Origin of the sequence: Streptomyces fumanus, from assembly GCF_014655295.1 — a bacterium.
Taxonomy (GTDB): Bacteria; Actinomycetota; Actinomycetes; order Streptomycetales; family Streptomycetaceae; genus Streptomyces; species Streptomyces fumanus.
Map to the genome: position 1 here is coordinate 111,469 of NZ_BNBI01000011.1, position 26,965 is coordinate 138,433.

The following is a 26,965-nucleotide window of genomic DNA, read 5'->3' on the forward strand; positions in this document are numbered from 1 at the left end:
ATCGGACGCCGGGTGATGGCGTCGTATCCAACCGCCCCGGAGTCGGGACTTCTCCCGTGCGCAGCGGGTAACGTCGGGGCGTGTCCGCCGACCCACTGCACCGCGCCGGAACGCCACCGCGCGTGCCGACGAGTCCGCCGAGCGGCGGCTCGGGCACGAGCGCGATCGAGGTCCGCAGAAGCACCCGTCGACGCAGGACGGTCTCCGCGTACCGCGAGGGCGATCGCACCGTCGTGCTGATCCCCGCCCGGATGTCCGAGGCGGAGGAGCAGCGCTGGGTGAGCGTCATGCTCGACAAGCTGGCCGCCCAGGAGAGCAAACGGGTCCTCGGCGACACCGAGCTGGCCGAGCGCGCCGAGCGGCTGTCCGCCCAGTACTTCCAGGGCCGCGCGCGGCCCAGCTCGGTGCGCTGGGTCACCAACCAGAACACGCGCTGGGGCTCCTGCACCCCCGCCGAGGGCAGCATCCGGCTGTCGCACCGCCTCCAGGGCATGCCCGAGTACGTCGTCGACTACGTCCTCCTGCACGAGCTGGCGCACCTGCTGGTGCCCGGGCACGGCCCCCGCTTCTGGCGGCTGCTGGACGCCTATCCGCGCACCGAGCGGGCCCGGGGGTACCTCGAAGGGGTGGTCGCCGCGGACCGGCTGCCGCAGGTGCCCGGCGCCCGCGAGCGGTAGCGGACGCCGCCCGGGGACCGTCCCCACGCGTGCGTGCGGCACGGCCGGACGGAGGTTCTGTACCGGGTCCGTACCGACATCGGCCGATGTCGGACTTTGCGGTTAGCCTGGCGCGACGCACTCACATCAGGGACGGGGGACGGTCGTACGCATGGCCAGGGAATTCCAACGCGGTCACAAGGCCAGGATCAGTGACCTCACCGCGGGCACCGATCTGTACGTAGGCGTGCAGATCTCCGGTCCCGGGCTGACCTTCGACATCAGTTGCTTCGGCCTCGACGCCGACGAACGGCTCTCGGACGACCGGTACTTCGTCTTCTTCAACCAGCCGAAGTCCCCGGAGGAGGCCATCCAGCTCCTGGGCGCGCAGGCGGGTGACACGGAGTCCTTCCGGGTCACGCTGGACCGCATCCCGCCGCGGATCCAGAAGCTGTCCTTCACGGCGACGATCGACGGCGCCGGGCAGATGTCGCAGATCGGCCCCGGATACCTCCGCATCGTCGCGGGCGGCGAGGAAGTGGCCCGGTACCCGTTCGACGGCTCGGAGTTCTCCACCGAGCGGGCCGTGATGCTGGGCGACTTCTACCTGAAGGACGTGTGGCGGTTCGCGGCCGTCGGACAGGGGTTCGACGGCGGCCTGGAGGCGCTGCTGCGGAACTTCGGCGGCGAGGTCGCCGAGGAGGAACCGTCCGCGCCCCAGCAGCCCCAGCCCGGCTCCGTCCCCGGCTTCGCCCCGCCCCCCGGTCCCGCCCCGGCCACCCCGCCCCCGGCCTTCGGCGTCCCCGGCACCCCCGCGCCCGCCACCGCACCGCCGGCCCCCGCGCCCCCCGCGCCGCAGCCCGCCGCGCAGGTCTTCGCGCCCCCGCCGGGAGCCACCCCGCCCCCGCCGCCGGCGCCCGAGCCGCCCCCCGTGCACGCCGCGCCGACCGTCGTCGCGCCGATGCCCACCCCGCCCGGCGGCGCCCCCGTCCCGCCCCCGGCACCCGCGCCGCACGACCAGGTCCCCGGACAGCCCGCCCCCACGGCCCCGCTGCCCCCGGGCTACGGCCAGCCCCAGACACAGCACCAGCAATACCCGCACCCGCACCAGCCACCGCAGGCACCACAGCCACCGCAGCCACCACAGGCACCCCACGGGTCCTACGCACCCCCGCCCGCCTACGCCCAGCAGGCCCCCTACGGAGCCCCCCAGGGCATCCCGCCGCAAGGCGGTGTGCCCCAAGGCATCCCCCAAGGCATCCCTCAGGGAACCCCCCAGGGCGCCGGTGTCACCGCCGCGCTCCAGCGGTTCCGCGAGACGCCCACCGGCCAGCGCTGGACCCAGCAGAACGGGAAGCTGGTCCGCGTCGACCTCGCCATCGGCGGCACCCCCGTGCTCGCCCGCCAGGGCAGCATGGTGCTCTACCAGGGCAAGGTCGACTTCAGCTACAAGGGCGCCGGATTCGCCGGCCGCGTCGTGGGCAACGCGACCGGCCAGGAGATGCAGTTGATGCGCTGCACCGGCAAGGGACAGGTCTTCCTCGCCGAGCAGTCCACGATGCTGCACCCCATCGAGCTCCAGGGCGACGCCATCTGCGTCTCCGCCGAGAACGTGCTGGCGTTCGACGAGAGCCTCACCTACGAGGTCCGCCGCATCGAGGGCCACGGCATCCCCGGCGGCGCGCTGTTCACCATGCAGTTCCAGGGCACCGGCACGATCGTCGTCAAGACGCACGGCACGCCCGTGGTCCTGCCGGTCACCCCCACCACGTTCGCCGACTGCAACGCGGTCGTCGCCTGGTCGGCCGCCTCCCAGGTGGTCGTCTCCAGCCAGGTGCGGATGCGCCGGAACTCCTACGCCGGGGACACCGGCGAGAGCGTCAACCTCCAGTTCCGGGGAGCGCCCGGCAACTTCATCGTCGTCCAGCCGTACGAGATCTGAAGGGAGGGCCCGAGATGAGCCAGCCGCTCGCGGGCTACGCCCCCGCACCCGTCACCGCCCGCATGGAGAACCACGGCGACCACATGCTCAAGGTGGCCCTGCAGACCGGGCACGACCTCTTCGCGCGCGTGGGCTCGATGATCGCCTACGAGGGCTTCATCCAGTACGAGCCCAACCCGCCGGCCGTGCGGCAGATCGCCAAGGACTGGATGACCGGCGAGGGCGCGCCCCTGATGAAGTGCTCCGGCGACGGTCTGCTCTACCTCGCCGACTACGGCGCCGACGTGGTCGTGATCAACCTCGACGGCGACGGGATCTCCGTCAACGCCACCAACCTGCTCGCCTTCGACGCGCACCTCACCTGGGGCGTGGAGCGGGTCAAGGGCCTGGCGAAGTTCGCCGGGCAGGGCCTGTGGAACACCAGGATCTCCGGGCAGGGCTGGGTCGCGCTGACCTCCCGGGGCAAGCCGATCGTCGTCGACTGCGGCGGCGGCGAGGACGAGACGTACGTCGACCCGGACGCGCTCGTCGCCTGGTCCCCGAACCTGAAGGTGAAGGGCAAGCGCAGTTTCAAGGCGCAGTCCCTGATCGGCCGCGGCAGCGGTGAGGCGTACCAGATGGCCTTCTCCGGTCAGGGCATCGTCGTCGTCCAGCCCAGCGAGGACAGCACCGACCGCCTCCGGGTCCGGGGCTGAGGGGGAGCACAACCACCATGCAGAGCCCGCTTTTCGCCTACAACGACCAGCAGACCCAGGAGCGCTGGAGCCTGCAGAACCAGCAGATGCTCCGCGTCGTCCTGGAGGGCCACGACGACATCCTCGCCCGCAAGGGCACCATGGTCGCCTACCAGGGGCTCGTCGAGTTCGACGCCGAGTACCAGGGCGGCGGCCGGGCACGCGCGCGTGCGCGCACCGGCGAGGGCCTGGACCTGATGCGCTGCCACGGGCAGGGCACCGTCTACTTCGCCAACCTCGCCCAGCACGTCCATGTGATGGAGGTCGAGCCGGACGGCCTCACCGTCGACAGCGGCTATGTGCTGGCGATGGACTCGTCCCTGCACCACGAGGTCATCGCCGTCGACAGCCTGTACGGCATCTCCGGCTCCGGGAAGTACCAGCTCAACATCACCGGGCGCGGCCGGGTCGCCCTGATGACCTCGGGCGCCCCGCTGCTGATGCGGGTCACGCCGGACACGTACGTCAACTGCGACGCCGACGCGATCGTCGCCTGGTCCACCGGTCTGCGGGTGCAGATGCAGGCCCAGACGCACTCCTCCGGGGTGTGGCGGCGGCGCGGCAGCACCGGTGAGGGCTGGGAGCTGAGCTTCATGGGCAGCGGCTTCGCGCTCGTCCAGCCCAGTGAGCTGCTGCCGCCGCAGCACGCGGTGATCGGCTCGGGCCTCGCCGCCCAGTACGGCATGGGCCAGCAGGGCGCCCGGGGACAGAACCAGGGCAACGTCTGGAGCTGACCTCCCGGCCGGTCGGGGTAAGGGGCGATCACCCAGGTGGTCGCCCCTTACCGTGCGGGTCCCCGCCCGGGCGGAACCCTTGCCCGTACGGGTCCCCGCGCGGGCGGAACCCTTGCCCGGGCCCGGTCAGAGCCTCGCCCGGGTGGCCGCCACCAGCCGTACGACCGACTCGTCGGCCACCTCCGCGACCTCGTCGTAACCGAACCAGCGCAGGTCCAGGGACTCGTCGCTGATCGCCTCGACGGCCCCCGGCGGGGCCAGGGCCGCGTACTGCACGTCCAGGTGCCAGGCGCAGGGCGTGTGGTGCCGGTCCAGTCGTACCGGGCCGCCGGGCAGCAGGGTCAGGCCGGTGATGCCGGACTCCTCGGTGCCCTCGCGCAGCGCGGACGCCGCCAGGGTGGCGTCCTCCGGCTCGCAGTGGCCGCCCATCTGCAGCCACATGCGCAGCTTGCGGTGCAGGGTCAGCAGCACCCGCTCCCGGGCGGGGTCGACCACCAGGGCGCTCGCCGTGATGTGACCGTCCCCGCACGCCTTCCACATGCCGTCCGGGTGGGCGGCCAGATGGTCGAGGTAGACCTGCCGCAGCTCGTCCTGGCCCTCGTACCCCTTCAGTACGAGGACCGCGTCGTCGTGGAGACTCACTCGCCGCCGTCGCCCTCGTCCCGCTGGTCCCGCTTCTTCAGATCGGGCTTGTCGGCGGCCTCGCCGAGCATCTTGTCCAGCTCGGAGAAGTCGAGCTGCTCGCGGTGGACGAAGCCGTCCGGGTCGTCCAGGTCGGTGGCGGTCGGCAGCATGTCCGGGTGGGCCCACAGGCCGTCCCGGCCGTCCACGCCGCGCGCGTCCGTCAGGGACGCCCACAGCCGGGAGGCGTCGCGCAGCCGCCGCGGACGCAGCTCCAGCCCGATCAGCGTGGCGAAGGTCTGCTCGGCCGGGCCGCCGGAGGCGCGGCGGCGGCGCAGTGTCTCGCGCAGCGCGTCGGCGGAGGACAGCCGCGGCTTGGCGGCCGCATGCACCACCGCGTCCACCCAGCCCTCGACGAGCGCCAGGGCAGTCTCCAGCCGGGCCAGGGCCGCCTTCTGCTCCGGGGTGTCCTCCGGCTGGAACATGCCCTGCTGGAGGGCCTCCTGCATCTGCTCGGGGTTCTGCGGGTCGAACTGGCCGACCACGTCCTCCAGCTTGGCCGTGTCGACCTTGATGCCGCGCGCGTAGCCGTCGACCGCGCCGAACAGGTGCGAGCGCAGCCACGGCACATGCGCGAAGAGGCGCTGGTGGGCGGCCTCGCGCAGCGCGAGGTAGAGCCGCACCTCCTCCTGGGGGACGCCCAGGTCCTTGCCGAACCGCTCGATGTTGGCCGGCAGCAGGGCGGCCTTGCCGGCCGGGCCCAGCGGCAGGCCGATGTCGGACGAGCCAACGACCTCCCCGGCGAGCACGCCGACGGCCTGCCCGATCTGGGTGCCGAACATGGCGCCGCCCATGGAGCGCATCATGCCGATCAGCGGGCCGGCCATGGCCTGCATCTCCTCCGGCAGGACGTCGCCCATGGCGGTGCCGACGCGCTCGGCGACCGGGTCGACCAGCTCCTGCCAGGCGGGCAGCGTCGCCTCGACCCACTCCGCGCGGCTCCAGGCCACCGCGGAGCCCGCGCCGGACGGCAGCGCGGTGGCGTCGTCCAGCCACAGGTCGGCGAGGCGCACGGCCTCCTGGACGGCGCCGCGCTCGGCGGGGCCGACGCTGGCGTCCTTGGTGCCGTCCGGAGCGCCCTGGGCGACGGTCTGGCGGGCGATCTGCTTGGCCATGTCCCAGTTCACGGGGCCGCCCTCGTAGGAGAGCATCTGGCCGAGCTGCTGGAACGCGGCGCCCAGGTCGGTGGGGTTCAGTGAACCGAACATGGCAGCGAACGGATTGTCCGCACCGGGGCCGCCAAGACCTCCGGCTCCGGGCAGGCCGAAACCGAACGGGTTGGCCGGTCCCTGACCACCGCCGCTCTGCTGGTCCTTCTTCTTGCCCTCGTCGCCGTCGTCCGGCTCCTCCGGCGGAAGGCCGAATCCGAATGGGGTGTCACTCACGGGGTTCCTCGGCTGGTAGGGCCGCCGGTTCTCTCCGGCGGCACGGCTGCCCGACATTCACCACCCAGCGTAGACACCCGGGGCGGATCGGGCCTCGGTGCTTCGCCGACTGACGGCCTGCGGCAGGATGGATGCCACCTGGTACGTACGCGTCACTCGCGACCGTACTGAAGACAACCGCTGGAGACGCCCGGTGAGTTCCCCGAATCCGCAGGTTCGCGCAGCGCGAAACCAGTCAACCGGCGCGGTGGCGCGCGGACCCGTCGTCGCGGTGACCGGCGCCGCGTCCGGGGTCGGCGCGCTGCTCACCGAGCGGCTGGCCGCGTCGGACGAGGTCAAGCGGGTCCTCGCGATCGACGAACGGCGCGGCGAGTGCGCGACGGCCCAATGGCACCTCCTGGACGTACGGGATCCGGCCATCGCCGACAAGCTGCGCGGCGCCGACGTGGTGGTGCACCTCGCTCTGGACCTGGACCTGGAGACCGACGCCACCGCCCGGACGGCCTACAACGTGCGGGGCACCCAGACCGTGCTGACCGCCGCGGCGGCGGCCGGGGTGCACCGGGTCGTGCTCTGCACGTCCGCGATGGTCTACGGCGCGCTCCCGGACAACGAGCTGCCGCTGTCGGAGGACGCCGAGCTGCGGGCCACCGCCGAGGCCACCGGCGTGGGCGACCTCCTGGAGATCGAGCGGCTGGCCCGTCGGGCGCCCCGCGCGCACCCCGGACTCAACGTCACCGTGGTCCGCCCCGCCGTCCTGGTCGGCGGCACCGACACCGCCCTGACCAGGTACTTCGAGTCGCCCCGGCTGCTGGTCGTGGCCGGGTCGCGGCCCGCCTGGCAGTTCTGCCACGTCGAGGACCTGTGCACCGCCCTGGAGTACGCGGCCCTGGAGAAGGTCGACGGCGAGCTCGCCGTGGGCTGCGACGGGTGGCTGGAGCAGGAGGAGGTCGAGGAGCTGAGCGGCATCCGGCGGATGGAGCTGCCCTCGGCGGTCGCGCTCGGCGCGGCGGCCCGGCTGCACCGCATCGGCCTGACGCCCTCCCCGGCCGGGGACCTCGCCTACACGATGTACCCCTGGGTGGTCAGCGGCAGCCAGTTGCACGACGCCGGGTGGCGGCCCAAGTACACCAACGAGGAGGTGCTGGCCGAACTCCTGAAGGAGGTCGCCGGCCGGCACACGGTCGCCGGACGGCGGCTCGGCCGCAAGGACGCGACGGCGGCCGGGGCCGCGGGCGCCACGGTGGCGCTGCTGGGCGCCGCCGCGGTGGTCCGGCGGGCCCGCAAGGCCCGGCGGCGCATCTGAGCGGACCGGTGCCCTAGGAAGACTCCAGGCCGGCACGCGCGCGGCGGCCGGCGCCTGTAGGAGGCTCCGAGGCGGCACGCGCGCGTACCGGTCGATCACGCCATTGACGCGAGGTCCGTGCCGTGGGGCACGATGGGCGCATGGCAGCCATGAACGAGCACCCCGGCGAGCGCGCCGCGCAGGACCCGGTCAAGCTGATCGCGATCCGGGACACACCGCTCTCCGTGGACGAGGTCTTCGGGGCCGTCGGGGACCCCTCCGCCGGCGGGACCGCCCTGTTCGTGGGCACCGTCCGGGACCACGACGGCGGCACCGGCGTCGACCGGCTCGGCTACTCCTGCCACCCCAGCGCCGAGGCCGAGATGCGGCGGATCGCCGAGAAGGTCGCCGCCGAGTACCCGGTGCGCGCCCTGGCCGCCGTACACCGCGTGGGCGACCTCCGGGTGGGCGACCTCGCCGTCGTGGTGGCCGTCTCCTGCCCGCACCGGGGCGAGGCGTTCGACGCCTGCCGCAAGCTCATCGACGACCTCAAGCACGAGGTGCCGATCTGGAAGCACCAGACCTTCGCGGACGGAACCGACGAATGGGTCGGCGCGTAGCGCCGTCGTCGAGGGGCGGTGGCCGGGCGACGGGAGGGCGGGTGGGCGCCTGCTGAGGGGCGCCCGGGCGCCGTCCGGTTGCGTAACCGGCCCCCCGGCGTGAGCGTTGTCACTGCGGATGGTTAATCTGCTGATCAGTCATACGCGGACGCTCAATGGGGTTGGGAGGTCGGCATGGCGGCGCTCGCCTGGTTGCTGATTCCGCTGGTGGCCGGGATCGTCGCGGGCCTGTGGGGCAGTTGGGCCAACCGCACCCGCAAGATACGCGGCGACGGACCGGAACTCGACGGGTACGCCCGCTTCCGCGAGGCCATGGAGAAGTCGCACTCCCGGACCTGAGCGACCACCCCGGCGCCCTGACGGAGCGCTGACAGACACGTCCCGTACTGTCGTGCCATGCCACGCCGCACCGCGACGATGCTCGCCTCCACCCTGATGCTGATCGCGCTCCTGTGCGCGGGAGTGTTCATCCCCGTGCCGTACGCGGAGATGTCCCCGGGGCCGACGGTGAACACGCTGGGGGACCACGACGGCGAACCGGTACTGCAGATCACCGGGCACAAGACGTACGAGGCGAGCGGCCACCTCAACATGACCACGGTCCGCGTCACCAGCGCCGACTACAAGATGAACCTGGTCGAGGCGGTCTACGGCTGGCTCGCCCACGACAACAAGATCGTCCCGCACGACACGCTCTACCCGGACGGCAAGACCGAGGAGCAGTCCACACAGGAGAACGCCGAGGAGTTCAGCCAGTCCCAGGAGAGCGCCAAGGTCGCCGCGCTGAAGGCCCTGAAAATCCCGGTGCGGTCCTGGGTGGTGGTCTCCACCGTGGTCAAGGACTCCCCGGCCGAGGGCAGGCTGCACGCCGGAGACGTGATCAGGTCCGTCGACGGCACGGCGGTCAAGCAGCCCGGGGACGTCGCCGAGCTGGTGACGAAGCACAAGCCCGGCGAGGACGTCGTCTTCACGGTCGTGCCCGCCAAGGAGCAGGCCGCCGCCGAGAAGGAACACCGCGCGGCGACCGTCACCGAGAAGGTCACCATCACCACGGCCGCCTCCCACGACGACGGCGCGAGGCGCGCCGTGGTCGGGATCTCCGCCGGGACCGACCACACCTTCCCGTTCGACATCGACATCAAGCTCGCCGACGTCGGCGGGCCGAGCGCCGGACTGATGTTCGCGCTCGGCATCTACGACAAGCTGACGCCCGGCGACCTCACCGGCGGCGAGTTCGTCGCCGGCACCGGCACCATCGACGACGCCGGCGAGGTCGGCCCGATCGGCGGCATCGAGATGAAGACCGTCGGCGCCCGCGACAAGGGCGCCCGGTACTTCCTGACGCCCGCCGACAACTGCGCCGCCGCCGCGAAGGACACCCCCGACGGCCTCACCCTGGTCAAGGTGCGCACCATCGGCGACGCGCTCGGCGCGCTGAAGGACATCCGCTCCGGGGACACCGCCGGCCTGCCGTCCTGCTCCGCCGGATGAGCCGCGGGGCTACTCGGCGAACGTCGCCGCCAGCGCCTCGGCCAGCCCCGGGACCAGATCGGAGCCGGTGAGGACCTCCGTCGGGGAGTCCTTCTCGCGCAGCCGCAGCGCCGAGTCGCGGGCGCCGTCGCGCAGCACGGCCACCGTCATACGGACCTCCTGGCGCTCCGGGTGGTCCGCCACCCACCGCGCCAGCTCGGCCTCGCCCAGGCCCTGCGGGACCTGCGCCTCGGCGGACGGCGGCAGCATCAGCCGCTCCACCGACAGCGCGCAGCCGGCCACCGCGTCGGGCCAGGCGATGGTGCCCAGGAACTCGTCCAGCGGCCGGTCCGTTGGCACTTCGTCCTGCTCGATCGGTGTGAGGCCGGCCGACTCGCCCTCGTCGGCCAGCCCGAGCCGGTCGGCGAGCGTGGGCTGTTCGGCTTGCAGCCGGGCGGTGTCTACGAGGGCGAAAAGGCGTGCGGGCTGGTCCCAGCCGAGGCCGGAGACGTACTCGTCGATCTCGAGTACGGCCCGGGTGAGCGGGCTCGCTGCCATGGGGGTGTTGGACATGGTCACAATCCTGCCTCGTTCGGGGCCGGAATCGGGAACCGAGTAAACGATGAGTAAGTTGCTTAAGTGTGGGCCCACGAGCACGGGGGCGCACGGCGGGCCCTTGAACCCTAGGGCCTGACGGAATCGACAGCGAACTTCGAGGTGCGCACCTTGGCTTTCCAGATGCCGGACCGCGGCGGAGGCCCGACGGGGCCACGGATCAGAGTGGGACGCCCGTCCCGGCGGGTCCGGACCCTGCTGATGACACTGGGCGTGCTGGCCGTCCTGGCCATGGCGTTCACCATGTTCGCGGGATTCTGGACGGACTGGCTGTGGTACCGGTCGGTCCACTACTCGTCGGTGTTCACGACCACGCTGTGGACCAAGATCGGTCTGTTCTTCGTCTTCGGTCTGCTGATGGCGCTCGCCGTCGGGTTCAACATCTGGCTGGCCCACCGGCTGCGCCCCCCGCTGAGCGCCATGTCGATGGAGCAGCAGAACCTCGACCGCTACCGGATGGGCATCGCGCCCTACAAGAAGTGGCTGCTGCTCGGCATCACCGCCCTGGTCGGCCTGATCGCCGGCGCCTCCGCCGCCGGCCAGTGGCGGACCTGGCTGATGTGGGTCAACGGCGTGCCGTTCGGCCAGAAGGACCCCCAGTTCAAGCTGGACGTCGCCTTCTACGCCTTCGACCTGCCCTGGTACCGGTTCCTGCTCGGCTTCGGCTTCGCCGCCGTGATCCTCTCCGTGATCGCCGCCGCGCTCACCCACTACCTGTACGGCGGGCTGCGCGTCACCAGCCCCGGCGCCCGCGCCACCGCCGCGGCCACCGGCCACCTGTCGGTGCTGATCGGTGTCTTCGTCGCGTTCAAGGCGGTCGCGTACTGGCTCGACCGGTACGGGCTGGCGGTGAAGTCCAGCGACTTCAAGGCCACGGACAACTGGACGGGCCTGCGGTACGTCGACGCCAACGCCTATCTGCCCGCCAAGACGATCCTGTTCTGCATCGCGGTCATCTGCGCGCTGCTGTTCTTCGCCACCCTCTGGCGCCGCACCTGGCAGTTGCCGGTGATCGGCTTCGGCCTGATGGTGCTCTCCGCCATCCTGATCGGCGGCCTCTACCCGGCGATCGTGCAGAAGTTCCAGGTCCAGCCCAACGAGCAGGCCAAGGAAGCGCCGTACGTCGAGAAGAACCTCAAGGCCACCCGTGACGCCTACGGCATCGACGGCACCCAGGTCACCGACTACGACGGCAAGAGCAAGACCGAGGACCTGACGAAGCTGCGCAAGGACGTCGACGACGCCGCCAGCATCCGCATCATGGACCCGAACATCGTCTCGCCGACGTTCCAGCAGCTCCAGCAGATGCGGAAGTACTACGCCTTCCCCAACAACCTGGACGTCGACCGCTACAACAAGGACGGCCAGGACCAGGACACGGTCATCGGCCTGCGCGAGCTGAACCTGGCGGGCGTCGACAAGCAGAACTGGATCAACAACCACTTCCGCTACACCCACGGCTACGGCGTGGTCGCCGCCAAGGGCACCGAGGTCGACTCCGAGGGCCGCCCGGTCTTCACCGAGTCCAACCTGCCCTCCGAGGGCGAGCTGCCCCGGTACGAGCAGCGGATCTACTACGGCGAGAAGACCACCACGTACTCGATCGTCGGCGGTCCCCAGAAGGAGATCGACTACTCCGACGACAGCGGTGAGAAGACCACCAGCTACAAGGGCGACGGCGGGGTCAACCTCTCCAACCCGATCAACCGGGCCGCGTACGCGGTGGCGTTCAACGAACCGCAGATCCTCTACTCCGGGGCGATCGGCGACGGTTCGCGCATCCTCTACAACCGCACGCCCAAGGACCGCGTCGAGGCCGTCGCCCCGTGGCTGACCATCGACGGCGACGCCTACCCGGCCGTCGTCAACGGCCGCATCCAGTGGATCGTGGACGCGTACACCACCACCAACGGCTATCCGTACGCCTCCCGGACCACGCTCGGCGACACCACGGCCGACTCGCTCACCGCGGCCAACGACAACCGCGCGGTGGTGGCCCAGCAGAACCAGGTCAACTACATCCGCAACTCGGTGAAGGCGACCGTCGACGCGTACACCGGCGACGTCAAGCTCTACCAGTGGGACACCAAGGACCCGGTCCTGAAGACCTGGATGAAGGCGTTCCCCGACACGGTGCAGCCCAAGTCGGCGATCACCGGCGACCTGATGGCCCACCTGCGCTACCCGCAGGACCTGTTCAAGGTCCAGCGCGAGCTGCTCACCCGCTACCACGTCGACGACGCGGACACGTTCCTCAGCGGCAGCGAGGTCTGGCAGGTCCCGGAGGACCCGACCAACAAGTCGGGCGACGCGGTGCCGCCGTACTACCTGAGCATGAAGATGCCCGACCAGCAGCAGCAGTCGTTCTCGCTGACGACGACGTTCACGCCCAACGGGCGGGACAACCTCAGCGCGTTCATGGCGGTCGACGCGGAGGCGGGCACCAGCGGCTACGGCAAGATCAGAATCCTGAAACTGCCGACCAGCACGACCGTCGACGGACCCAAACAGGTCCAGAGCCAGTTCAACTCCGAACAGGACATCGCCGAGTCGATCAGGCTGCTCAGAGGCGGCGACTCGGAGGTCGAGTACGGCAACCTGCTCACCGTGCCGCTCGACGGCGGACTGCTCTACGTCGAACCGGTCTACGTCCGCGGCGGCGGCCTGAAGTACCCGCTGCTGCGCAAGGTGCTGGTCACCTACGGCGGTCAGACGGCCTTCGAGGACACGCTGGACGAGGCCCTCGACAAGGTCTTCGGGGCCGAGGGGGCGACGCCCGAGCCGCCGGACCAGGGCGACGACGGCACCACCCGGCCGCCGACCTCCAGTGACCCGACGGTCCAGGACGCGCTGGACGACGCCCAGGCAGCCTTCGAGGCCGGCCAGAAGGCCCTGAAGGAGAACGACTGGACGGCGTACGGCGAGGCCCAGAAGGACCTGGAGGAAGCGCTGCAACGGGCGGAGGACGCCCAGGCGAAGGCCGACCGCGACGCCGCCGGCAAGAACGGCGACAAGAGCGACGGCAAGAGCGACGGCAAGAGCGGTGACCAGGACGGGGACCAGGCGAGCCCGAGTCCCGATCCCAGCTCCAGCGGCTGAACCGGCTGGTCAACTGCCCTCCCGCGCCGTGATACGGTGGTGAACACAACGGCGCGGGGTGGAGCAGCTCGGTAGCTCGCTGGGCTCATAACCCAGAGGTCGCAGGTTCAAATCCTGTCCCCGCTACTGCAAGCGAAGGCCCGGATTCCGAAAGGGATCCGGGCCTTTGTGATGTGCGAACGCGTGTACCGACCCAGGTGCTACGGCCCTGCCGCCGACGGGAGTTGGGCGATCTGTGTTTGACTTGTCTCTCTGTGGGCATGTCGACAAAACGCTGAAGTGACCTCACTGACTGCGGTATACCAGGTGTACCCAGGCTGCAGGTGGTGCGACGATGGACGTTATGGGGGACAAGGCAACTCTGTACGAGACAGGGCGATTTGCGCAGCCTGCCCGTTCCGCCGTGGCCGGGGACGAGGCCGACGCGGTGGCGGACGAGGCGGCCGAGGAAGTGCGCCGGCGGCTCGCCGCCGAATCCGGTGACGTCGAGGCGATGAGCGTCCTCGGGTCCATGCTGCTGCGCCGCGGCGATCTCGACGGAGCCGAGCCCCATCTGCGCGCCGCCACCGCCGCGGGCGACCGCGCCGCCGCCAACAACCTGGGCGTCCTGCTGCACCAGCGCGGCTACGCCGACGAGGCCGCCGGATGGTGGCGGATCGCGGCCGTCGCCGGTTCCGCCGCCGCGGCGCACGCGCTCGGACGGCACTTCCGCGAGCGCGGCGACGAGCCCGCCGCCGAGTACTGGCTGCGCCAGTCCGCCGAACAGGGCCACACCCTGGGCGCCTACGCCCTCGCCGACCTGCTGGAGCACCGCGGCGACGCCACGGCCGAGCGCTGGATGCGGGCGGCGGCGGAGCGCGGGCACCGGGAGGCCGCGTACCGGCTGGCCAGAGCCCTGGACAGACGCGCGGGGACGGCGACCGGCACGGACGCCGAGTCGGCCGCGCACGAGGCCGAGCAGTGGTACCGGCAGGCCGCCGCGCGCGGACACCGGCGGGCCGCGCTGCACCTCGGGGCGATCCTGGAGAAGCGCGGCGAGCTGAAGGAGGCGGGGCGCTGGTACCTGACCTCCGCCAAGGACGGCGAGACCCGCGCCGCCTGCGCGCTGGGCTTCCTGCTGCGCGACGCCGGGGACACCGAGAGCGCCGCCGTGTGGTGGCTGCGCGCCGCCCAGGAGGGCGACGGCAACGCGGCCAACGCGCTGGGCGCGCTGCACGCCGAGCGCGGCGAGACCCAGACCGCCGAACGCTGGTACCGCGCGGCGATGGACGCGGGCGACGACAACGGCGCGTACAACCTCGGGCTGCTCTGCGCCGAGCAGGGCCGCACCGCCCAGGCCGAGCAGTGGTACCGGCGCGCGGCCTACGCCGGGCACCGCGAGGCCGCCAACGCGCTGGCGATCCTGCTGCTCCAGGGCGGCGACCGCACCGGCGCCGAGCCCTGGTTCTCCAAGGCCGCCGAGGCGGGCAGCGTCGACGCCGCCTTCAACCTCGGCATCCTGCACGCCGGGCGCGGCGAGGACGCGGCGGCGCTGCGCTGGTACGAGCGGGCCGCCGCCGCCGGGCACACCGAGGCCGCGCTCCAGGTCGGCATGGCCAGGCTGCGCGACGGCGACGAGTCGGAGGCCGAGCGGTACCTGCGCTGCGCGGCGGGGGGCGGCAGCGCGGAGGCCGCGTACCGGCTGGCCACCCTGCTCGACGCGCGCCGGCCGCCGGCGCCCGCGCACGAGCTGGGCGAGCCGGCGCACGAGAAGACCGAGTGCGAGGAGTGGTACGAGCGGGCGGCCACCCAGGGGCACCGCCGGGCCCAGGTCCGGGTCGGGATGCTCGCCGCCGCGCGGGGCGATGCGGTGGAGGCCGCCCGCTGGTACCGGGCGGCGGCCGAGGCCGGGTCCCGCAACGGCGCGTTCAACCTGGGGCTGCTGCTGGCCCGGGAGGGCAGCGAGCCCGAGGCCGCGGTGTGGTGGACCCGCGCCGCCGACGCCGGGCACGGCCGGGCCGCGCTCCGGCTCGCCCTGGTCTGCGCTCGCCGGGGCGAGCTGGCCGAGGGCCAGCGCTGGGCCGACCGGGCCGCCTCCCTGGGCCCCGCCGAGGTGGCCGGCCGCGCGGCCCGCCTCCGGGACGCGCTGCGTGAGGAACTGTCGGCGTGACGAGCGCCCTGGCCTGCCGGCCGGGGCGCATCGGCCGGGGCGCATCGGCCGGGGCCTGCCGACCCCCGGCCCACCGGTCGAGGTCCATCGGCCGAGGCGCGTCGACGGGGCCCTGGGGTCGTGGGCCGTCGGCCGTCGACCCCGGCTCACACGGCCGAGGTCCATCGGCCGTGGCGCGTCGGCCGGAGTCCTGGGGTCGTGGGCCGTCGGCCGTCGACCCCGGCTCACCCGGTCAAGGTCCATCGGCCGTGGCGCGTCGACCGGGGCCCCGAGGTCGTGGACCGTGGTCGTCGACCCCGGCTCACGGTCGAGGCCCATGGGCCGTGGCGCGTCGGCCGCCGCCCACCGGCCGCGGCCCGTCGGGGGCGGAGGCCCGGGTGGGGTTCGTGGGAAGGGATTTGCCTCTGCCCGCATCCTTGACGTAACGTTGCATTCATCGCCGCGGGGTGGAGCAGCTCGGTAGCTCGCTGGGCTCATAACCCAGAGGTCGCAGGTTCAAATCCTGTCCCCGCTACTGAAGGCCGAGGGCCGGAATCCGAAAGGGTTCCGGCCCTCGGTGTGTTGCGGGCACGTCCCGCACGCGAAAAGCCCCCGGCGTCCAGGGACACCGGGGGCTCGGGTGGCGTACTACGCCGCCGCGCAGTTGGGGCACAGACCGCGGTAGGTGACCTCGACGTCCGACACCGTGAAGCCGAAGCGCTCCGAGTCGGGGAGGTCGGCCAGCGGATTGCCGCTCGGGTGGACGTCCCGGATCGCCCCGCACCGCGCGCACACCAGGTGGTGGTGCGGACGGTGGGCGTTGGGGTCGTACCGCTTGGCGCGCTTGTCCGTGGCGACCTCGAGGACCTCGCCGAGGGTGACCAGCTCGCCCAGCGTGTTGTAGACCGTCGCTCTGGAGATCTCCGGGAGCTTGGCGACGGCCCGGGCGTGCACCTCGTCGGCCGTCAGATGGACGTGTTCACCGTCCAGGACCTCGGCCACGACGCGCCGCTGAGCGGTCATGCGCCATCCGCGTCCACGCAGCCGTTCCAGTAGGTCACTCATGCAGTCCAGCCTAACAGGAGGGGGGACCGAGTCCCGAACAGGTGTGACTTTGGAGCTTTACTTGACTTAGACATTGTCCATTGTAGGATCGAGCCTGGCATTAGCCAAGCGACAGGTTTTGCACGGAATGGCGCAGGAGGCCCACGTGACTCAGGGACCGCTCACTACGGAGGCCGGTGCACCGGTAGCCGACAACCAGAACAGTGAGACCGCGGGCGTCGGTGGCCCCGTGCTCGTCCAGGACCAGCTCCTTCTGGAGAAGCTGGCCCACTTCAACCGTGAGCGCATCCCGGAGCGGGTCGTGCACGCCCGCGGGGCCGGGGCCTACGGCACCTTCACGGTCACCGCCGATGTCACCAAGTACACCCGCGCCAAGTTCCTCTCCGAGGTCGGCAAGGAGACGGAGGTCTTCCTCCGCTTCTCGACCGTGGCCGGCAACCTGGGTGCCGCGGACGCCGTCCGCGACCCGCGCGGCTTCGCGGTGAAGTTCTACACCGAGGAGGGCAACTACGACCTCGTCGGCAACAACACCCCGGTGTTCTTCATCAAGGACGCCATCAAGTTCCCCGACTTCATCCACACCCAGAAGCGCGACCCGTACACGGGCAGCCAGGAGGCGGACAACGTCTGGGACTTCTGGAGCCTGTCGCCCGAGTCCACCCACCAGGTGACCTGGCTGCACGGCGACCGCGGCATCCCCGCCTCGTACCGCCACATGGACGGCTTCGGCTCGCACACCTTCCAGTGGAACAACGAGGCCGGCGAGGCGTTCTGGGTCAAGTACCACTTCAAGACGGACCAGGGCATCAAGAACCTGACCGCCGAGGAGGCCGAGATCCTCGCGGGCAAGGACCCCGACTCGCACCAGCGCGACCTGCGCGAGGCCATCGAGCGCGGCGACTTCCCGTCCTGGACGGTCGGCGTGCAGATCATGCCGGTGGCCGAGGCGGCGACCTACCGCTTCAACCCGTTCGACCTGACCAAGGTGTGGCCGCACGCGGACTACCCGATCGTCTGGTTCGGCAAGCTGGAGCTCAACCGCAACCCGGAGAACATTTTCGCCGAGGTCGAGCAGTCGATCTTCTCCCCGGCGCACTTCGTGCCCGGCATCGGGCCGTCCCCGGACAAGATGCTCCAGGGCCGTCTCTTCGCGTACGGCGACGCCCACCGCTACCGCGTCGGCATCAACGCCGACCACCTGCCGGTGAACCGGCCGCACGCCACCGAGGCGCGCACCCACGCCCGGGACGGCTACCTGTACGACGGCCGCCACAAGGGCGCGAAGAACTACGAGCCGAACAGCTTCGGCGGCCCCTTCCAGACGGACCGCCCGCTGTGGCAGCCGGTCGCGGTCACCGGTGTCACCGGTGAGACCGAGGCGCCGGTGCACGCCGAGGACAACGACTTCGTCCAGGCCGGCAACCTCTACCGGCTGATGACGGAGGACGAGAAGGAGCGCCTGATCAACAACCTGGCGGGCTCCATCTCCAAGGTCTCGCGCGAGGACATCATCGAGCGCGCGATCAACAACTTCCGCCAGGCGGACGTCGACTTCGGCAAGCGGCTGGAGGCCGCGGTCCAGGCCCTGCGCGGCTGACCACCAGCACTGGATCGCTTGTCGTAGCGGCGGGCCGGGCTCCTCGTTCACCCGAGGGGTCCGGCCCGTTCCGTCTGCTCAGACGGGGACGCGGGCCGGGACCCAGCAGCGGATGATGTCGCGGACCGAGACGATGCCGGCCGGTTCGCCGCCGTCCAGGACGATGAGGTGGCGGAAGCCGCCGTGCGCCATCGCCCGCGCGGCCTCCTCCAGGGTCCACGCCGGGCTGGCGAAGACGACGTCCCCGGTGGTGTGGGCGTGGGTGCGTTCGGCGTCCGGGTCCTGGCCGCGGCCGACGGATTCCAGGACGTCGCGTTCGGTGAGGATGCCGATGCCGCCGGCGTCGGGGTCGTACACCACCGCCGCGCCGACCCGGCGCGCGGCCATCAGGGAAGCCGCCTGGCGGAGGGTGTGGTCGGGGCCGACGGTCAGGACGACCGTGGTCATGGCGTCGCGGACGAGCATGGGGAGCCACCTCCTGGTGATCCATGGGACTGGTGCATGGATTCACAAGTTCACAAGTGGGGGGACTCTCAGAGTGGCAGGCGCGGCGGAGGCCAACAAGAGGGCGTCGCGCGACGGTCGTCCCAGTTGCCCCGTCCGTCTCAGTAGCGCTGGTTGAGATAGCCCAGCAGTTCGTCGTGGAGCAGTCCGTTCGACGCGGCCGCGTTGCCGCTGTGCGGGCCGGGGCGGCCGTCGAGGCCGGTGAAGGTGCCGCCGGCCTCCGTGACGACGATCGCGTTGGCCGCCATGTCCCACAGGGACAGCTCCGGTTCGGCGCACAGGTCGACCGCGCCCTCGGCGACCATCATGTACGGCCAGAAGTCACCGTACGCGCGCGTGCGCCAGACCTCGCGGGTGAGGTCCAGGAAGCCGTCCAGGCGGCCCTGCTCCTCCCAGCCGGTGAGCGAGGAGTACGCGAAGGAGGCGTCGGAGATCCGCGAGACGCGGGAGACCTGGAGGCGGGAGGCCGAGGTCAGGCTGCGTCCGGAGAAGGCGCCGTGGCCCTTGGCGGCCCACCAGCGGCGGCCCAGCGCGGGGGCGGAGACCACGCCGACGACGGGCTGGTAGCCGCCCTCGCCGGCCTCCATCAGGGCGATGAGGGTGGCCCAGACGGGGACGCCGCGGACGTAGTTCTTGGTGCCGTCGATCGGGTCGACGACCCAGCGGCGGGGGCCGGTGCCCTCGACGCCGTACTCCTCGCCGAGGACGGCGTCGCGGGGGCGGGCGCGGGCGAGGTGTCCGCGGATCAGTTCCTCGGCGGCCTTGTCGGCCTCGCTCACGGGGGTGAGGTCCGGCTTGGTCTCGACCTTGAGGTCGAGGGCCTTGAAGCGGTCCATCGTCGTGGCGTCGGCGGCGTCCGCGAGGACGTGGGCTAGGCGGAGGTCGTCGAGGTAGTCGGGCATGTACGTCACCGTATCGGCCGGGGGAGTGGGCGGGCCAGCAGGGGCGTTGCGCGGGGCGGGTCGGTGGGGCGGGGGGCGTTGCGGGGCCCGGTGTCGTGCGGGGCGGGTCGGTGGGGCGGGGGCGTTGTGCGCCCCGGCGGTGCAGGGTGCGGGTCGGCGGGGCCGAGGCGGGGGCGTTGCGCAGCCCGGCGTCGCGGGGTGCCGCCTGCGCCCACCCGTGCCGCCCCAGCGGCACGACTGCCCGCAGACGGCGGCGTGACTGCCCGCAGGCTGCGGCGCGGGACTGCCCGCAGGCGGCGGCGCACGACTGCCCGCAGGCGGCGGCGCACGATTGCCCGCAGGCTGCGTGGCCGTGCGGTGGGTATTGACAGCGTTCGTGGGCGCGTCAAATCTGTGCGCAGAGTTGCTCCCCGAGGGAGGCGATGATGCCTGCAGCGCGGGAATCCCTGCTCGACGCCGCCTATGCGGCACTGGCGCGGCGGCCGTGGTCGGCGGTGCGGATGGTGGACGTCGCCGCGTCCGCCGGGGTGTCACGGCAGACGCTCTACAACGAGTTCGGCAGCAAGGAGGGACTCGCCCGCGCCCTCGTCCGCAGGGAGGCGGACGCCTATCTGGCCGGCGTCGAACGCGCCCTGGCCGGCGCCGGGGACCCCCGGGAGCGGCTCACCGCGACCGCCGAGTGGACCACGTCGGCGGCCCGCGGGAACGTCCTGGTCCGCGCCCTGCTCACCGGCTGCTGGGGTGCCCGGCTGCCCGCGCCGGCGCTGACCGCGGTGCCGTCCTCCGCCGCGGTCCCGGCGCAGCGCCGGGCGGACGGCCCGCTGCCCGCACCCGGCGACCTGGTGGCCCTGGTCCGCGACCGCGCCGTGGCGGCGCTCGCCGCGCCCGGCGTCCCCCGGGCGGACACCGCCGAGCTGGCCCGCTCCTGCGAGCTGGCCGTCCGCCTCGCCCTGTCCTGCGTCACCGCGCCGCCGCCGGGCGAGGGCGGTGTCGCCGATCTCGTACGCACCGCGCTGGCGCGGCAGCCGGCGCCGTAGCGGGCGGCGGGGGTCAGTGGGCCGAGCCGGAGAGCTGGAGGCCGATGACGCCGAGGATGACCAGGCTGATCGAGACGATCTTCAGCGTGGAGACCAGGTCACCGAGGAAGATCATGCCGTAGATGGCGGTGCCGGCCGCGCCGATGCCGGTCCACACCGCGTACGCGGGGCCCACGTCGAGCTTCTTCAGGGAGAGGGTCAGCAGACCGAAGCTGCCCAGCGCGAACGCGGCGAACGCGATCGTCGGCCACAGCCGGGTGAAGCCGTGCGACAGCTTCAGGCACACCGCGAAGCCGGTCTCCAGCAGTCCGGCCACTATCACCAGCAGCCACGCCATCCGTCGTCCTCCCGTAGTCCCCGGTACCGTGACCGCTTTTGCGCAGGCTTGAATCCGGCTTGGTGCGATTATGCACTTACCGGCCCCCGGGGAGCCGGACAACGCGAGGGTCAGTCGCCTTCCTTCGCTTCCCGGGTGGCCAGCAGCCGGCGCAGCGAGTACAGCCGCGCCGGGTCGGCGTGCCCCTCGGCGACCCAGGCGTCCAGCGCGCAGTCGGGCTCGTCGTGGCTGCACGCGCGCGGGCAGTTCGCCGTACCGGGTTCCAGGTCGGGGAAGGCGTGGATGACCCGGGACGGGTCGATGTGGGCCAGCCCGAACGACCGTACGCCCGGGGTGTCCACGACCCAGCTCCCGGTGTCGGAGGAGAGCGGCAGCGCCAGCGCGGAGGTGGTGGTGTGGCGGCCGCGGCCGGTCACCGCGTTGACATGGCCGGTGGTGCGCCGCAGGTCCTCGGGGACCAGGGCGTTGACCAGGGTGGTCTTGCCGACGCCGGAGTGGCCGACGAAGGCGGTGATCTTGCCGTGCAGATGCTCGCGTACGCGGTCGGCGGCGTCGCCGGTCTCCAGTTCGGCGCGGCTGGTGACCACGTAGGGGATGTCCAGGTCGCCGTAGAGCTCCAGGAGTTGGTCCGGCGGGGCGAGGTCGGACTTGGTCATCACCAGCAGCGGGGTCAGCCCGCCGTCGAAGGCGGCGACCAGGCAGCGGTCGATGAGCCGGGGGCGCGGCTCGGGGTCGGCGAGGGCGGTGACGATGGCCAGTTGGTCGGCGTTGGCGACGACGACGCGCTCGTAGGGATCGTCGTCGTCGGCGGTGCGGCGCAGCACCGAGGTGCGCTCCTCGATGCGGACGATCCGGGCGAGGGTGTCCTTCTGCCCGGACAGGTCGCCGACCAGGGCCACCCGGTCGCCGACCACCGCGGCCTTGCGGCCCAGTTCGCGGGCCTTCATCGCGGTGATGGTGCGGCCCTCGACCAGGCAGGTCAGCCGGCCCCGGTCGACGGTGAGAACCATGCCCCAGGCGGCGTCCTCGTGCTTGGGCCGGATGTTGGTCCGGGGCCGGGTGTTGCGGCGGCCCGGACGGGTGCGGATGTCGTCCTCGTCGGTGTGCTTGCCGTAGCGGCGCATGGCGGAACCCCTATGCCCCGAGCATCCCGGTCCACAGCTCGGGGAAGTCCGGCAGGGTCTTGGCCGTGGTCGCCACGTTCTCGATCCGGACTCCCTCGACCACGAGGCCGATGATCGCGCCGGCCGTGGCCATGCGGTGGTCGTCGTAGGTGTGGAAGACGCCGCCGTGCAGGGGCCGGGGGCGGATGTGCAGGCCGTCGGCGGTCTCGGTGACGTCACCGCCGAGTTCGTTGATCTCCTTGGTGAGCGCGGCCAGCCGGTCCGTCTCGTGCAGCCGGAGGTGGGCGACGCCGCGCAGCGTCGAGGGGGAGTCGGCGAGGGCGGCGACCGCGGCGATACCGGGGGTCAGCTCGCCCACCTCGGAGAGGTCCACGTCGATGCCGTGCACCGCGCCGGAGCCGGTGAACTCCAGCCCGTAGTCGGTCAGTTGGCAGGAACCGCCCATCTCGGTGAAGATCTCGCGCAGCCGGTCGCCGGGCTGGGTGGTGCGGGCCGGCCAGTCGGGGATCAGCACCTTGCCGCCGGTGACCAGGGCCGCCGCCAGGAACGGCTGGGCGTTGGACAGGTCCGGCTCCACCGTCAGGTCCCGGCCGAGCAGCGCGCCCGGCGTCACCCGCCACACATTGGGCTCGCCGCCCGACTCGGGGGTGTCGACCTGGGCGCCGACCCCGCGGAGCATGTCGACGGTCATCCGGATGTGCGGCATCGACGGCAGCGTGGAGCCGGTGTGCCGGACCTCGACGCCCTGGTTGAAGCGCGGGCCGGAGAGCAGCAGCGCGGAGACGAACTGGGAGGACGAGGAGGCGTCGATCTCGACCGGGCCGCCGTCCAGGGCCCCGCTGCCGTGCACGGTCAGCGGCAGCGCGCCGCGCCCGTCGTCGTCGATCCGGGCGCCCAGGACGCGCAGCGCGTCGATCACGCCGTGCAGCGGGCGTTCGTACGAGCGCGGATCGCCGTCGAAGCGGACGGGGCCGTCGGCGAGGGCGGCGACGGGGGGCAGGAAGCGCATCACCGTGCCGGCGTTGCCGACGTCGACGGTGGCCGGGCCGTGCAGGCCGGCCGGGATCACCCGCCAGAACTCCCCGGTGCCGTCCGGGCCGACGCCCTCCTCGATCCCCACGCCCAGCGCCCGCAGCGCGCCGGCCATCAGCAGGGTGTCGCGGGAGCGCAGCGGGCGGCGCAGCCAGCCGGGTTCGGAGGCGAGGGCGGCCAGCACCAGGGCGCGGTTGGTGACCGATTTGGAGCCGGGCACCTGGACCGTCGCGTCGACGGCTCCGCTCGCGTGCGGGGCGGGCCAGAGGGCGGTGTGTGCGGGGTTCACGGTCATGGGCCCCACTTTAGTGGCTGAGGCCGATCGGAGATCTTGATCAAAAATGGCGAAACCGGACCGAAACAACGTCATGGTATGTGTCGTGCATATATGCTGTGGTGCTTGGAGTGGTGATGTGCCACATGTCCCGTTCACACTTCAAGCAGCCAGCGCCCGCCACCGATCAGCGAGCACAGCGACACCGCGTGGAAGAGGAAGAACCACACCCCCGCGGGCGCGTGCGTGAGCCGGGCCAGTTGGTCCGCGTCCGAGTCGCCGGCCCCGCCCCGGGCCCGCTTCGCCTGGAGTTCGAAGGCCGGGCGCACCCCGCCCAGCAGCAGGAACCACACCGCCGCGTACGCGAACGCCGCCTGCACCTGCGTCCCCGCGAACCAGGAGACCAGCACGAACGTGCCGCCGGTCAGGAACACCGTCAGCGCCCCGTAGGCGTTGCGGATCATCACCAGCAGGGCGAGCAGCAGCGCCGTCGCCAGCCACAGCAGCAGCGTGATCCGCCCGGTCGCCAGCAGCGCGGCGCCGCCGAGGCCCAGCAGCGGGGGAGCGGTGTAGCCGGCGACGGCGGTGAGGATCATGCCCAGGCCGTGCGGCTTGCCCCGGCTGACGGTCAGGCCGCTGGTGTCCGAGTGCAGGGTGATGCCGGTCAGCGTGCGCCCGGTGACCAGCGCCACCAGCCCGTGGCCGCCCTCGTGGGCGATGGTGATGGCGTTGCGGGCTATCCGCCACGGCAGCCGCAGCACCACCACCGCGAGCGCGGCGGCCAGGGTGGCGAGCACCACCCACAGGTCGGGGTCGGGCTGGGTGCCGGAGATCTCGTCCCACAGGGAGGTGAGCGAGGCGGAGGCGAGGCGGTCCATGTTCGGTGCGGGCTCCTCGTGGACGCGGTCGGACGGGTGCGGGGTGCGGCGCCCGCTCCGGGGGGTGGTGGCCGGGAGGCGGGCGGGCCTGGCAGTGTGGCACGTATGTGCGGACGGTATGCGGCGAGTCGTGGACCCGAGGATCTCGCGGGAATCTTCGAGATCGACAAGTGGGAACCGGAGGAGACCCTGGAGCCCGACTACAACGTGGCTCCCACCAAGGAGGTCTACGCGGTCCTGGACCGCCCTCTGAAGGACGCCGGCGACCCGGCCCCGGTTCGCCAGTTGCGGAAGCTGAAGTGGGGCCTGGTCCCGTCCTGGGCCAAGACGCCCGAGGGCGCCGCCCGGATGATCAATGCCCGCGCGGAGACCGTCCACGAGAAGCCCTCCTACCGCCGCGCCTTCGCCACCCGGCGCTGCATCCTGCCCGCCGACGGCTACTACGAGTGGGTCACCGGCAAGCAGGAGCGGGACCTGGAGGTCGAGGGCCGCCGGAAGCGGCCCCGCAAGCAGCCCTACTTCGTCACCCCGGCCGACGGCTCGGTCTTCGCCATGGCCGGGCTGTACGAGTTCTGGCGGGACCGGACGCTGCCCGACGACCACCCGCTGGCCTGGTGGGCGACCTGCTCGGTGATCACCACCGAGGCCGAGACGGCACCCCTGGCGGCGGCGCCCGAGGACGGCCCCCGCTCGCTGGCCGAGATCCACCCCCGGATGCCCCTGATGCTCACCCCGGACCGCTGGGACGCCTGGCTGGACCCGGCGCGCACCGACCCGGACGACCTGATGCCGCTGCTCGCGCCGCCGCCCGGCGGCCTGATGCGCGCCTACCCGGTCACCACCGCCGTCAGCAACGTCCGCAACAACGGCCCGGAGCTGCTCAAGGAGCTGGAGGGCCCGGTGGAGGGCACACTCTTCTAGCGTGAGCACAGAGATCACCGAGACCATCGGGACCGAGGCCGGCCCCGCCCGCCTCACCTGGTACCCGGCCGGCCGCCCCCGGTACGTGCTGGCCCTGGGCCACGGCGCCGGCGGCGGCGTCGAGGCCCGCGACCTCCAGGCACTCGCCCGCGCCCTGCCCGCGCACGGTGTCACCGTCGCCCTCGTCGAGCAGCCCTGGCGGGTGGCCGGCAAGAGGCTCGCGCCCGCGCCGAAGACCCTGGACGCCGGGTGGCGGGGCGTCTGGCCCGCGCTGACCGCCCCCGGCCCGCCGGTGATCTCCGGCGGACGCAGCGCCGGCGCCCGGGTGGCCTGCCGCACCGCCGCCGAGCTGGGCGCCCGGGCCGTCCTCGCCCTGAGCTTCCCGCTGCACCCACCGGGCCGGCCCGAGAAGTCCCGCGCCGCCGAGCTGCTCGGCACCGGCGTCCCCACCCTGGTCGTCCAGGGCGGCAACGACCCCTTCGGCCGGCCCGGGGAGTTCCCCGAGGGGCCCCACCGCCTGGTCGAGGTGGCCCACGGCGACCACGGTTTCGCCGTGCCCAAACGTGCCCCGATCGGCCAGGACGAGGCCCTCGCGGTGCTGACCGACGCGGTCGCCGGGTGGGTCGGATCACTGGAGTGAACTCCAGGGAATGACCGGCGCCCGGCCGCTGTTGTGCGGTGCGTACGTGCTGGGACCCCAGTACCGAAGCCGTAGGGAAGGAAGTCCGCCGCATGGGTTCCACCTTCTGCCCGAGCCGACGCAGCCGCCCCGACCTGGAGTGGACGGTGCTGCACGCGGCGAAGACCACCCCTATTGGGGCGGCGGGCGGACCGGGAAGTCGTCTATCCTCCGATTCGAGTGGGGCCGGGTTCGGTCCCATGACGGCTTTGGAGGAGGTGGGTCCGGTCACCGGTACCGACGCAGGGACCGAAAACGGCCAGGCGGAGCAGCCCGAGGGCCCGGGCGGCACGGGCGCGGAAACGACCGCGGAGCGCAGCGCGCGCTTCGAGCGGGACGCGCTCGAGTTCCTCGACCAGATGTACTCGGCCGCGCTGCGCATGACGCGCAACCCGGCCGACGCCGAGGACCTGGTGCAGGAGACGTACGCCAAGGCGTACGCGTCCTTCCATCAGTTCCGTGAGGGCACCAACCTCAAGGCGTGGCTCTACCGGATCCTCACCAACACCTTCATCAACTCGTACCGCAAGAAGCAGCGCGAACCCCAGCGCAGCGCGGCCGAGGAGATCGAGGACTGGCAGTTGGCGCGCGCCGAGTCGCACATGTCCACGGGCCTGCGCTCCGCGGAGTCCCAGGCGCTGGACCACCTGCCCGACTCGGACGTGAAGCAGGCCCTCCAGGCCATCCCCGAGGAATTCCGCATCGCCGTGTACCTGGCGGACGTCGAGGGCTTTGCCTACAAGGAGATCGCGGACATCATGGGGACACCCATCGGGACCGTGATGTCACGCCTGCACCGTGGGCGCCGCCAACTGCGCGGCATGCTGGAGGACTACGCCCGCGACCGCGGTCTGGTCCCGGCCGGCGCCGGAGAGTCGAACGAAGCGAAAGGCTCGGGGTCATGAGCTGCGGAGAGCCGCACGAGACGGATTGCAGCGAGATCCTCGATCATCTCTACGAGTTCCTCGACCGAGAGATGCCCGACACGGAGTGCACGAAGTTCGAGACGCACTTCGAGGAGTGCTCGCCGTGCCTGGAGAAGTACGGTCTGGAGCAGGCCGTGAAGAAGCTGGTCAAGCGGTGCTGCGGACATGACGACGTGCCCGGTGACCTGCGCTCCAAGGTGATGGGGCGGATCGAGCTGATCCGTTCCGGGGAGGCCGTGCCCGAGCACGACGTCACGGCCTCGCCGGCCACCCGGCGGGAATCCTGACCTCACCCGAACGTGCTAACGCGGGCCGTCGGCCCGCACCTCCTCCCCGCGCG

The 26,965-nt window shown here is 72.1% G+C and carries 26 protein-coding genes and 2 tRNA genes; 18 read left to right on the top strand and 10 right to left on the bottom strand.

The window, feature by feature from the left end; translation table 11 throughout:
* Positions 1 to 80 precede the first annotated feature (80 nt).
* The 4 genes from IE316_RS24490 to IE316_RS24505 all read left to right on the top strand — a co-directional run bounded on the left by IE316_RS24490 (position 81) and on the right by IE316_RS24505 (position 4,066).
* A complete protein-coding gene (locus IE316_RS24490) occupies positions 81 to 677 on the top strand; it encodes a M48 metallopeptidase family protein (RefSeq protein WP_190206623.1) in 597 nt (198 codons plus the stop codon).
* Between the two features lie 151 nt (positions 678 to 828).
* The gene (locus IE316_RS24495) at positions 829 to 2,598 is read left to right on the top strand and encodes a TerD family protein (RefSeq protein ID WP_190206624.1); all 1,770 of its coding nucleotides are present in this window, start codon (positions 829 to 831) and stop codon (positions 2,596 to 2,598) included.
* Positions 2,599 to 2,612: 14 nt separating this feature from the next.
* A complete protein-coding gene (locus IE316_RS24500; protein WP_190206625.1) occupies positions 2,613 to 3,293 on the top strand; it encodes an AIM24 family protein in 681 nt (226 codons plus the stop codon).
* 17 nt (positions 3,294 to 3,310) lie between these two features.
* On the top strand, positions 3,311 to 4,066 hold the full coding sequence (locus tag IE316_RS24505; RefSeq protein WP_190206626.1) for an AIM24 family protein: 756 nt from the start codon (positions 3,311 to 3,313) through the stop codon (positions 4,064 to 4,066).
* A gap of 126 nt (positions 4,067 to 4,192) precedes the next feature.
* Here the strand turns inward: IE316_RS24505 and IE316_RS24510 are convergent, their stop codons facing one another.
* Together IE316_RS24510 and IE316_RS24515 are read right to left on the bottom strand one after the other, a co-directional pair.
* Positions 4,193 to 4,708 (bottom strand): NUDIX hydrolase, encoded by a 516-nt coding sequence (locus IE316_RS24510; protein ID WP_190206627.1) that lies wholly within the window; start codon positions 4,706 to 4,708, stop codon positions 4,193 to 4,195.
* Positions 4,705 to 6,132 (bottom strand): zinc-dependent metalloprotease, encoded by a 1,428-nt coding sequence (locus IE316_RS24515; RefSeq protein ID WP_190206628.1) that lies wholly within the window; start codon positions 6,130 to 6,132, stop codon positions 4,705 to 4,707. The genes IE316_RS24510 and IE316_RS24515 overlap by 4 nt, the downstream gene beginning before the upstream one ends.
* Before the next feature lie 193 nt (positions 6,133 to 6,325).
* Between IE316_RS24515 and IE316_RS24520 the strand changes: the two genes are divergently transcribed.
* The 4 genes from IE316_RS24520 to IE316_RS24535 all read left to right on the top strand — a co-directional run bounded on the left by IE316_RS24520 (position 6,326) and on the right by IE316_RS24535 (position 9,528).
* On the top strand, positions 6,326 to 7,438 hold the full coding sequence (locus IE316_RS24520; RefSeq protein WP_190206629.1) for an SDR family oxidoreductase: 1,113 nt from the start codon (positions 6,326 to 6,328) through the stop codon (positions 7,436 to 7,438).
* Between the two features lie 140 nt (positions 7,439 to 7,578).
* Positions 7,579 to 8,037: a molybdenum cofactor biosynthesis protein MoaE gene (locus tag IE316_RS24525; protein WP_190206630.1), complete on the top strand. Its 459-nt coding sequence runs from the start codon at positions 7,579 to 7,581 to the stop codon at positions 8,035 to 8,037.
* A gap of 174 nt (positions 8,038 to 8,211) precedes the next feature.
* Positions 8,212 to 8,376, top strand: a complete 165-nt coding sequence (locus IE316_RS24530; RefSeq protein ID WP_190206631.1) for a hypothetical protein — start codon at positions 8,212 to 8,214, stop codon at positions 8,374 to 8,376.
* A 57-nt stretch (positions 8,377 to 8,433) separates the two neighbouring features.
* Positions 8,434 to 9,528 carry a YlbL family protein gene (locus IE316_RS24535; RefSeq protein ID WP_190206632.1) on the top strand — a complete coding sequence of 365 codons (1,095 nt, stop codon included), beginning with the start codon at positions 8,434 to 8,436 and terminating at the stop codon, positions 9,526 to 9,528.
* A 9-nt stretch (positions 9,529 to 9,537) separates the two neighbouring features.
* On the opposite strand, the gene IE316_RS24540 is transcribed toward IE316_RS24535, so the two are convergent.
* Positions 9,538 to 10,080 carry a PPA1309 family protein gene (locus IE316_RS24540; protein WP_190206633.1) on the bottom strand — a complete coding sequence of 181 codons (543 nt, stop codon included), beginning with the start codon at positions 10,078 to 10,080 and terminating at the stop codon, positions 9,538 to 9,540.
* 165 nt (positions 10,081 to 10,245) lie between these two features.
* Between IE316_RS24540 and IE316_RS24545 the strand changes: the two genes are divergently transcribed.
* From IE316_RS24545 to IE316_RS24560, 4 genes are all read left to right on the top strand, one after another.
* Entirely contained in the window at positions 10,246 to 13,221 is a 2,976-nt protein-coding gene (locus IE316_RS24545) for a UPF0182 family membrane protein (protein WP_190206822.1), read from the top strand.
* A 52-nt stretch (positions 13,222 to 13,273) separates the two neighbouring features.
* Positions 13,274 to 13,347: transfer RNA gene (locus tag IE316_RS24550), tRNA-Met, on the top strand.
* 208 nt (positions 13,348 to 13,555) lie between these two features.
* Positions 13,556 to 15,370: a tetratricopeptide repeat protein gene (locus IE316_RS24555; protein WP_190206634.1), complete on the top strand. Its 1,815-nt coding sequence runs from the start codon at positions 13,556 to 13,558 to the stop codon at positions 15,368 to 15,370.
* 440 nt (positions 15,371 to 15,810) lie between these two features.
* Positions 15,811 to 15,884 (top strand) — tRNA-Met (locus tag IE316_RS24560).
* 113 nt (positions 15,885 to 15,997) lie between these two features.
* Here IE316_RS24560 and IE316_RS24565 read toward each other — a convergent pair.
* On the bottom strand, positions 15,998 to 16,414 hold the full coding sequence (locus IE316_RS24565) for a Fur family transcriptional regulator (protein ID WP_190206635.1): 417 nt from the start codon (positions 16,412 to 16,414) through the stop codon (positions 15,998 to 16,000).
* Positions 16,415 to 16,559: 145 nt separating this feature from the next.
* Between IE316_RS24565 and IE316_RS24570 the strand changes: the two genes are divergently transcribed.
* Complete coding sequence (locus tag IE316_RS24570; protein WP_229910542.1) at positions 16,560 to 18,011, top strand: catalase; 1,452 nt, start codon at positions 16,560 to 16,562, stop codon at positions 18,009 to 18,011.
* 78 nt (positions 18,012 to 18,089) lie between these two features.
* Here IE316_RS24570 and IE316_RS24575 read toward each other — a convergent pair whose 3' ends face one another.
* Both IE316_RS24575 and hisN read right to left on the bottom strand, forming a co-directional pair.
* Positions 18,090 to 18,476, bottom strand: a complete 387-nt coding sequence (locus IE316_RS24575; RefSeq protein ID WP_190206637.1) for a CBS domain-containing protein — start codon at positions 18,474 to 18,476, stop codon at positions 18,090 to 18,092.
* A gap of 140 nt (positions 18,477 to 18,616) precedes the next feature.
* Entirely contained in the window at positions 18,617 to 19,417 is an 801-nt protein-coding gene (gene hisN, locus IE316_RS24580; protein WP_190206638.1) for a histidinol-phosphatase, read from the bottom strand.
* Between the two features lie 425 nt (positions 19,418 to 19,842).
* Here hisN and IE316_RS24585 point away from each other — a divergent pair, with 425 nt between their 5' ends.
* Positions 19,843 to 20,454 (top strand): TetR/AcrR family transcriptional regulator, encoded by a 612-nt coding sequence (locus IE316_RS24585; protein WP_190206639.1) that lies wholly within the window; start codon positions 19,843 to 19,845, stop codon positions 20,452 to 20,454.
* A gap of 13 nt (positions 20,455 to 20,467) precedes the next feature.
* On the opposite strand, the gene IE316_RS24590 is transcribed toward IE316_RS24585, so the two are convergent.
* From IE316_RS24590 to IE316_RS24605, 4 genes are all read right to left on the bottom strand, one after another.
* Complete coding sequence (locus IE316_RS24590; RefSeq protein ID WP_190206640.1) at positions 20,468 to 20,791, bottom strand: DMT family transporter; 324 nt, start codon at positions 20,789 to 20,791, stop codon at positions 20,468 to 20,470.
* Positions 20,792 to 20,901: 110 nt separating this feature from the next.
* Positions 20,902 to 21,915, bottom strand: coding sequence for a ribosome small subunit-dependent GTPase A (gene rsgA, locus IE316_RS24595; RefSeq protein WP_190206641.1), 1,014 nt, complete (start codon positions 21,913 to 21,915; stop codon positions 20,902 to 20,904).
* 10 nt (positions 21,916 to 21,925) lie between these two features.
* Positions 21,926 to 23,242, bottom strand: a complete 1,317-nt coding sequence (aroA, locus tag IE316_RS24600) for a 3-phosphoshikimate 1-carboxyvinyltransferase (RefSeq protein WP_190206642.1) — start codon at positions 23,240 to 23,242, stop codon at positions 21,926 to 21,928.
* A gap of 134 nt (positions 23,243 to 23,376) precedes the next feature.
* Positions 23,377 to 24,099, bottom strand: coding sequence for a M50 family metallopeptidase (locus IE316_RS24605; RefSeq protein WP_190206643.1), 723 nt, complete (start codon positions 24,097 to 24,099; stop codon positions 23,377 to 23,379).
* A gap of 105 nt (positions 24,100 to 24,204) precedes the next feature.
* On the opposite strand from IE316_RS24605, the gene IE316_RS24610 reads away from it, so the two are divergent.
* The 4 genes from IE316_RS24610 (at position 24,205) to rsrA (ending at position 26,912) form a co-directional block, all read left to right on the top strand.
* Entirely contained in the window at positions 24,205 to 25,020 is an 816-nt protein-coding gene (locus IE316_RS24610; RefSeq protein WP_190206644.1) for an SOS response-associated peptidase, read from the top strand.
* Between the two features lies 1 nt (position 25,021).
* A complete protein-coding gene (locus IE316_RS24615) occupies positions 25,022 to 25,660 on the top strand; it encodes an alpha/beta hydrolase family protein (protein ID WP_190206645.1) in 639 nt (212 codons plus the stop codon).
* A 257-nt stretch (positions 25,661 to 25,917) separates the two neighbouring features.
* Entirely contained in the window at positions 25,918 to 26,604 is a 687-nt protein-coding gene (sigR, locus tag IE316_RS24620; protein ID WP_190206823.1) for an RNA polymerase sigma factor SigR, read from the top strand.
* Positions 26,601 to 26,912, top strand: coding sequence for a mycothiol system anti-sigma-R factor (gene rsrA / locus IE316_RS24625; RefSeq protein WP_190206646.1), 312 nt, complete (start codon positions 26,601 to 26,603; stop codon positions 26,910 to 26,912). The genes sigR and rsrA overlap by 4 nt, the downstream gene beginning before the upstream one ends.
* Positions 26,913 to 26,965 lie beyond the last annotated feature (53 nt).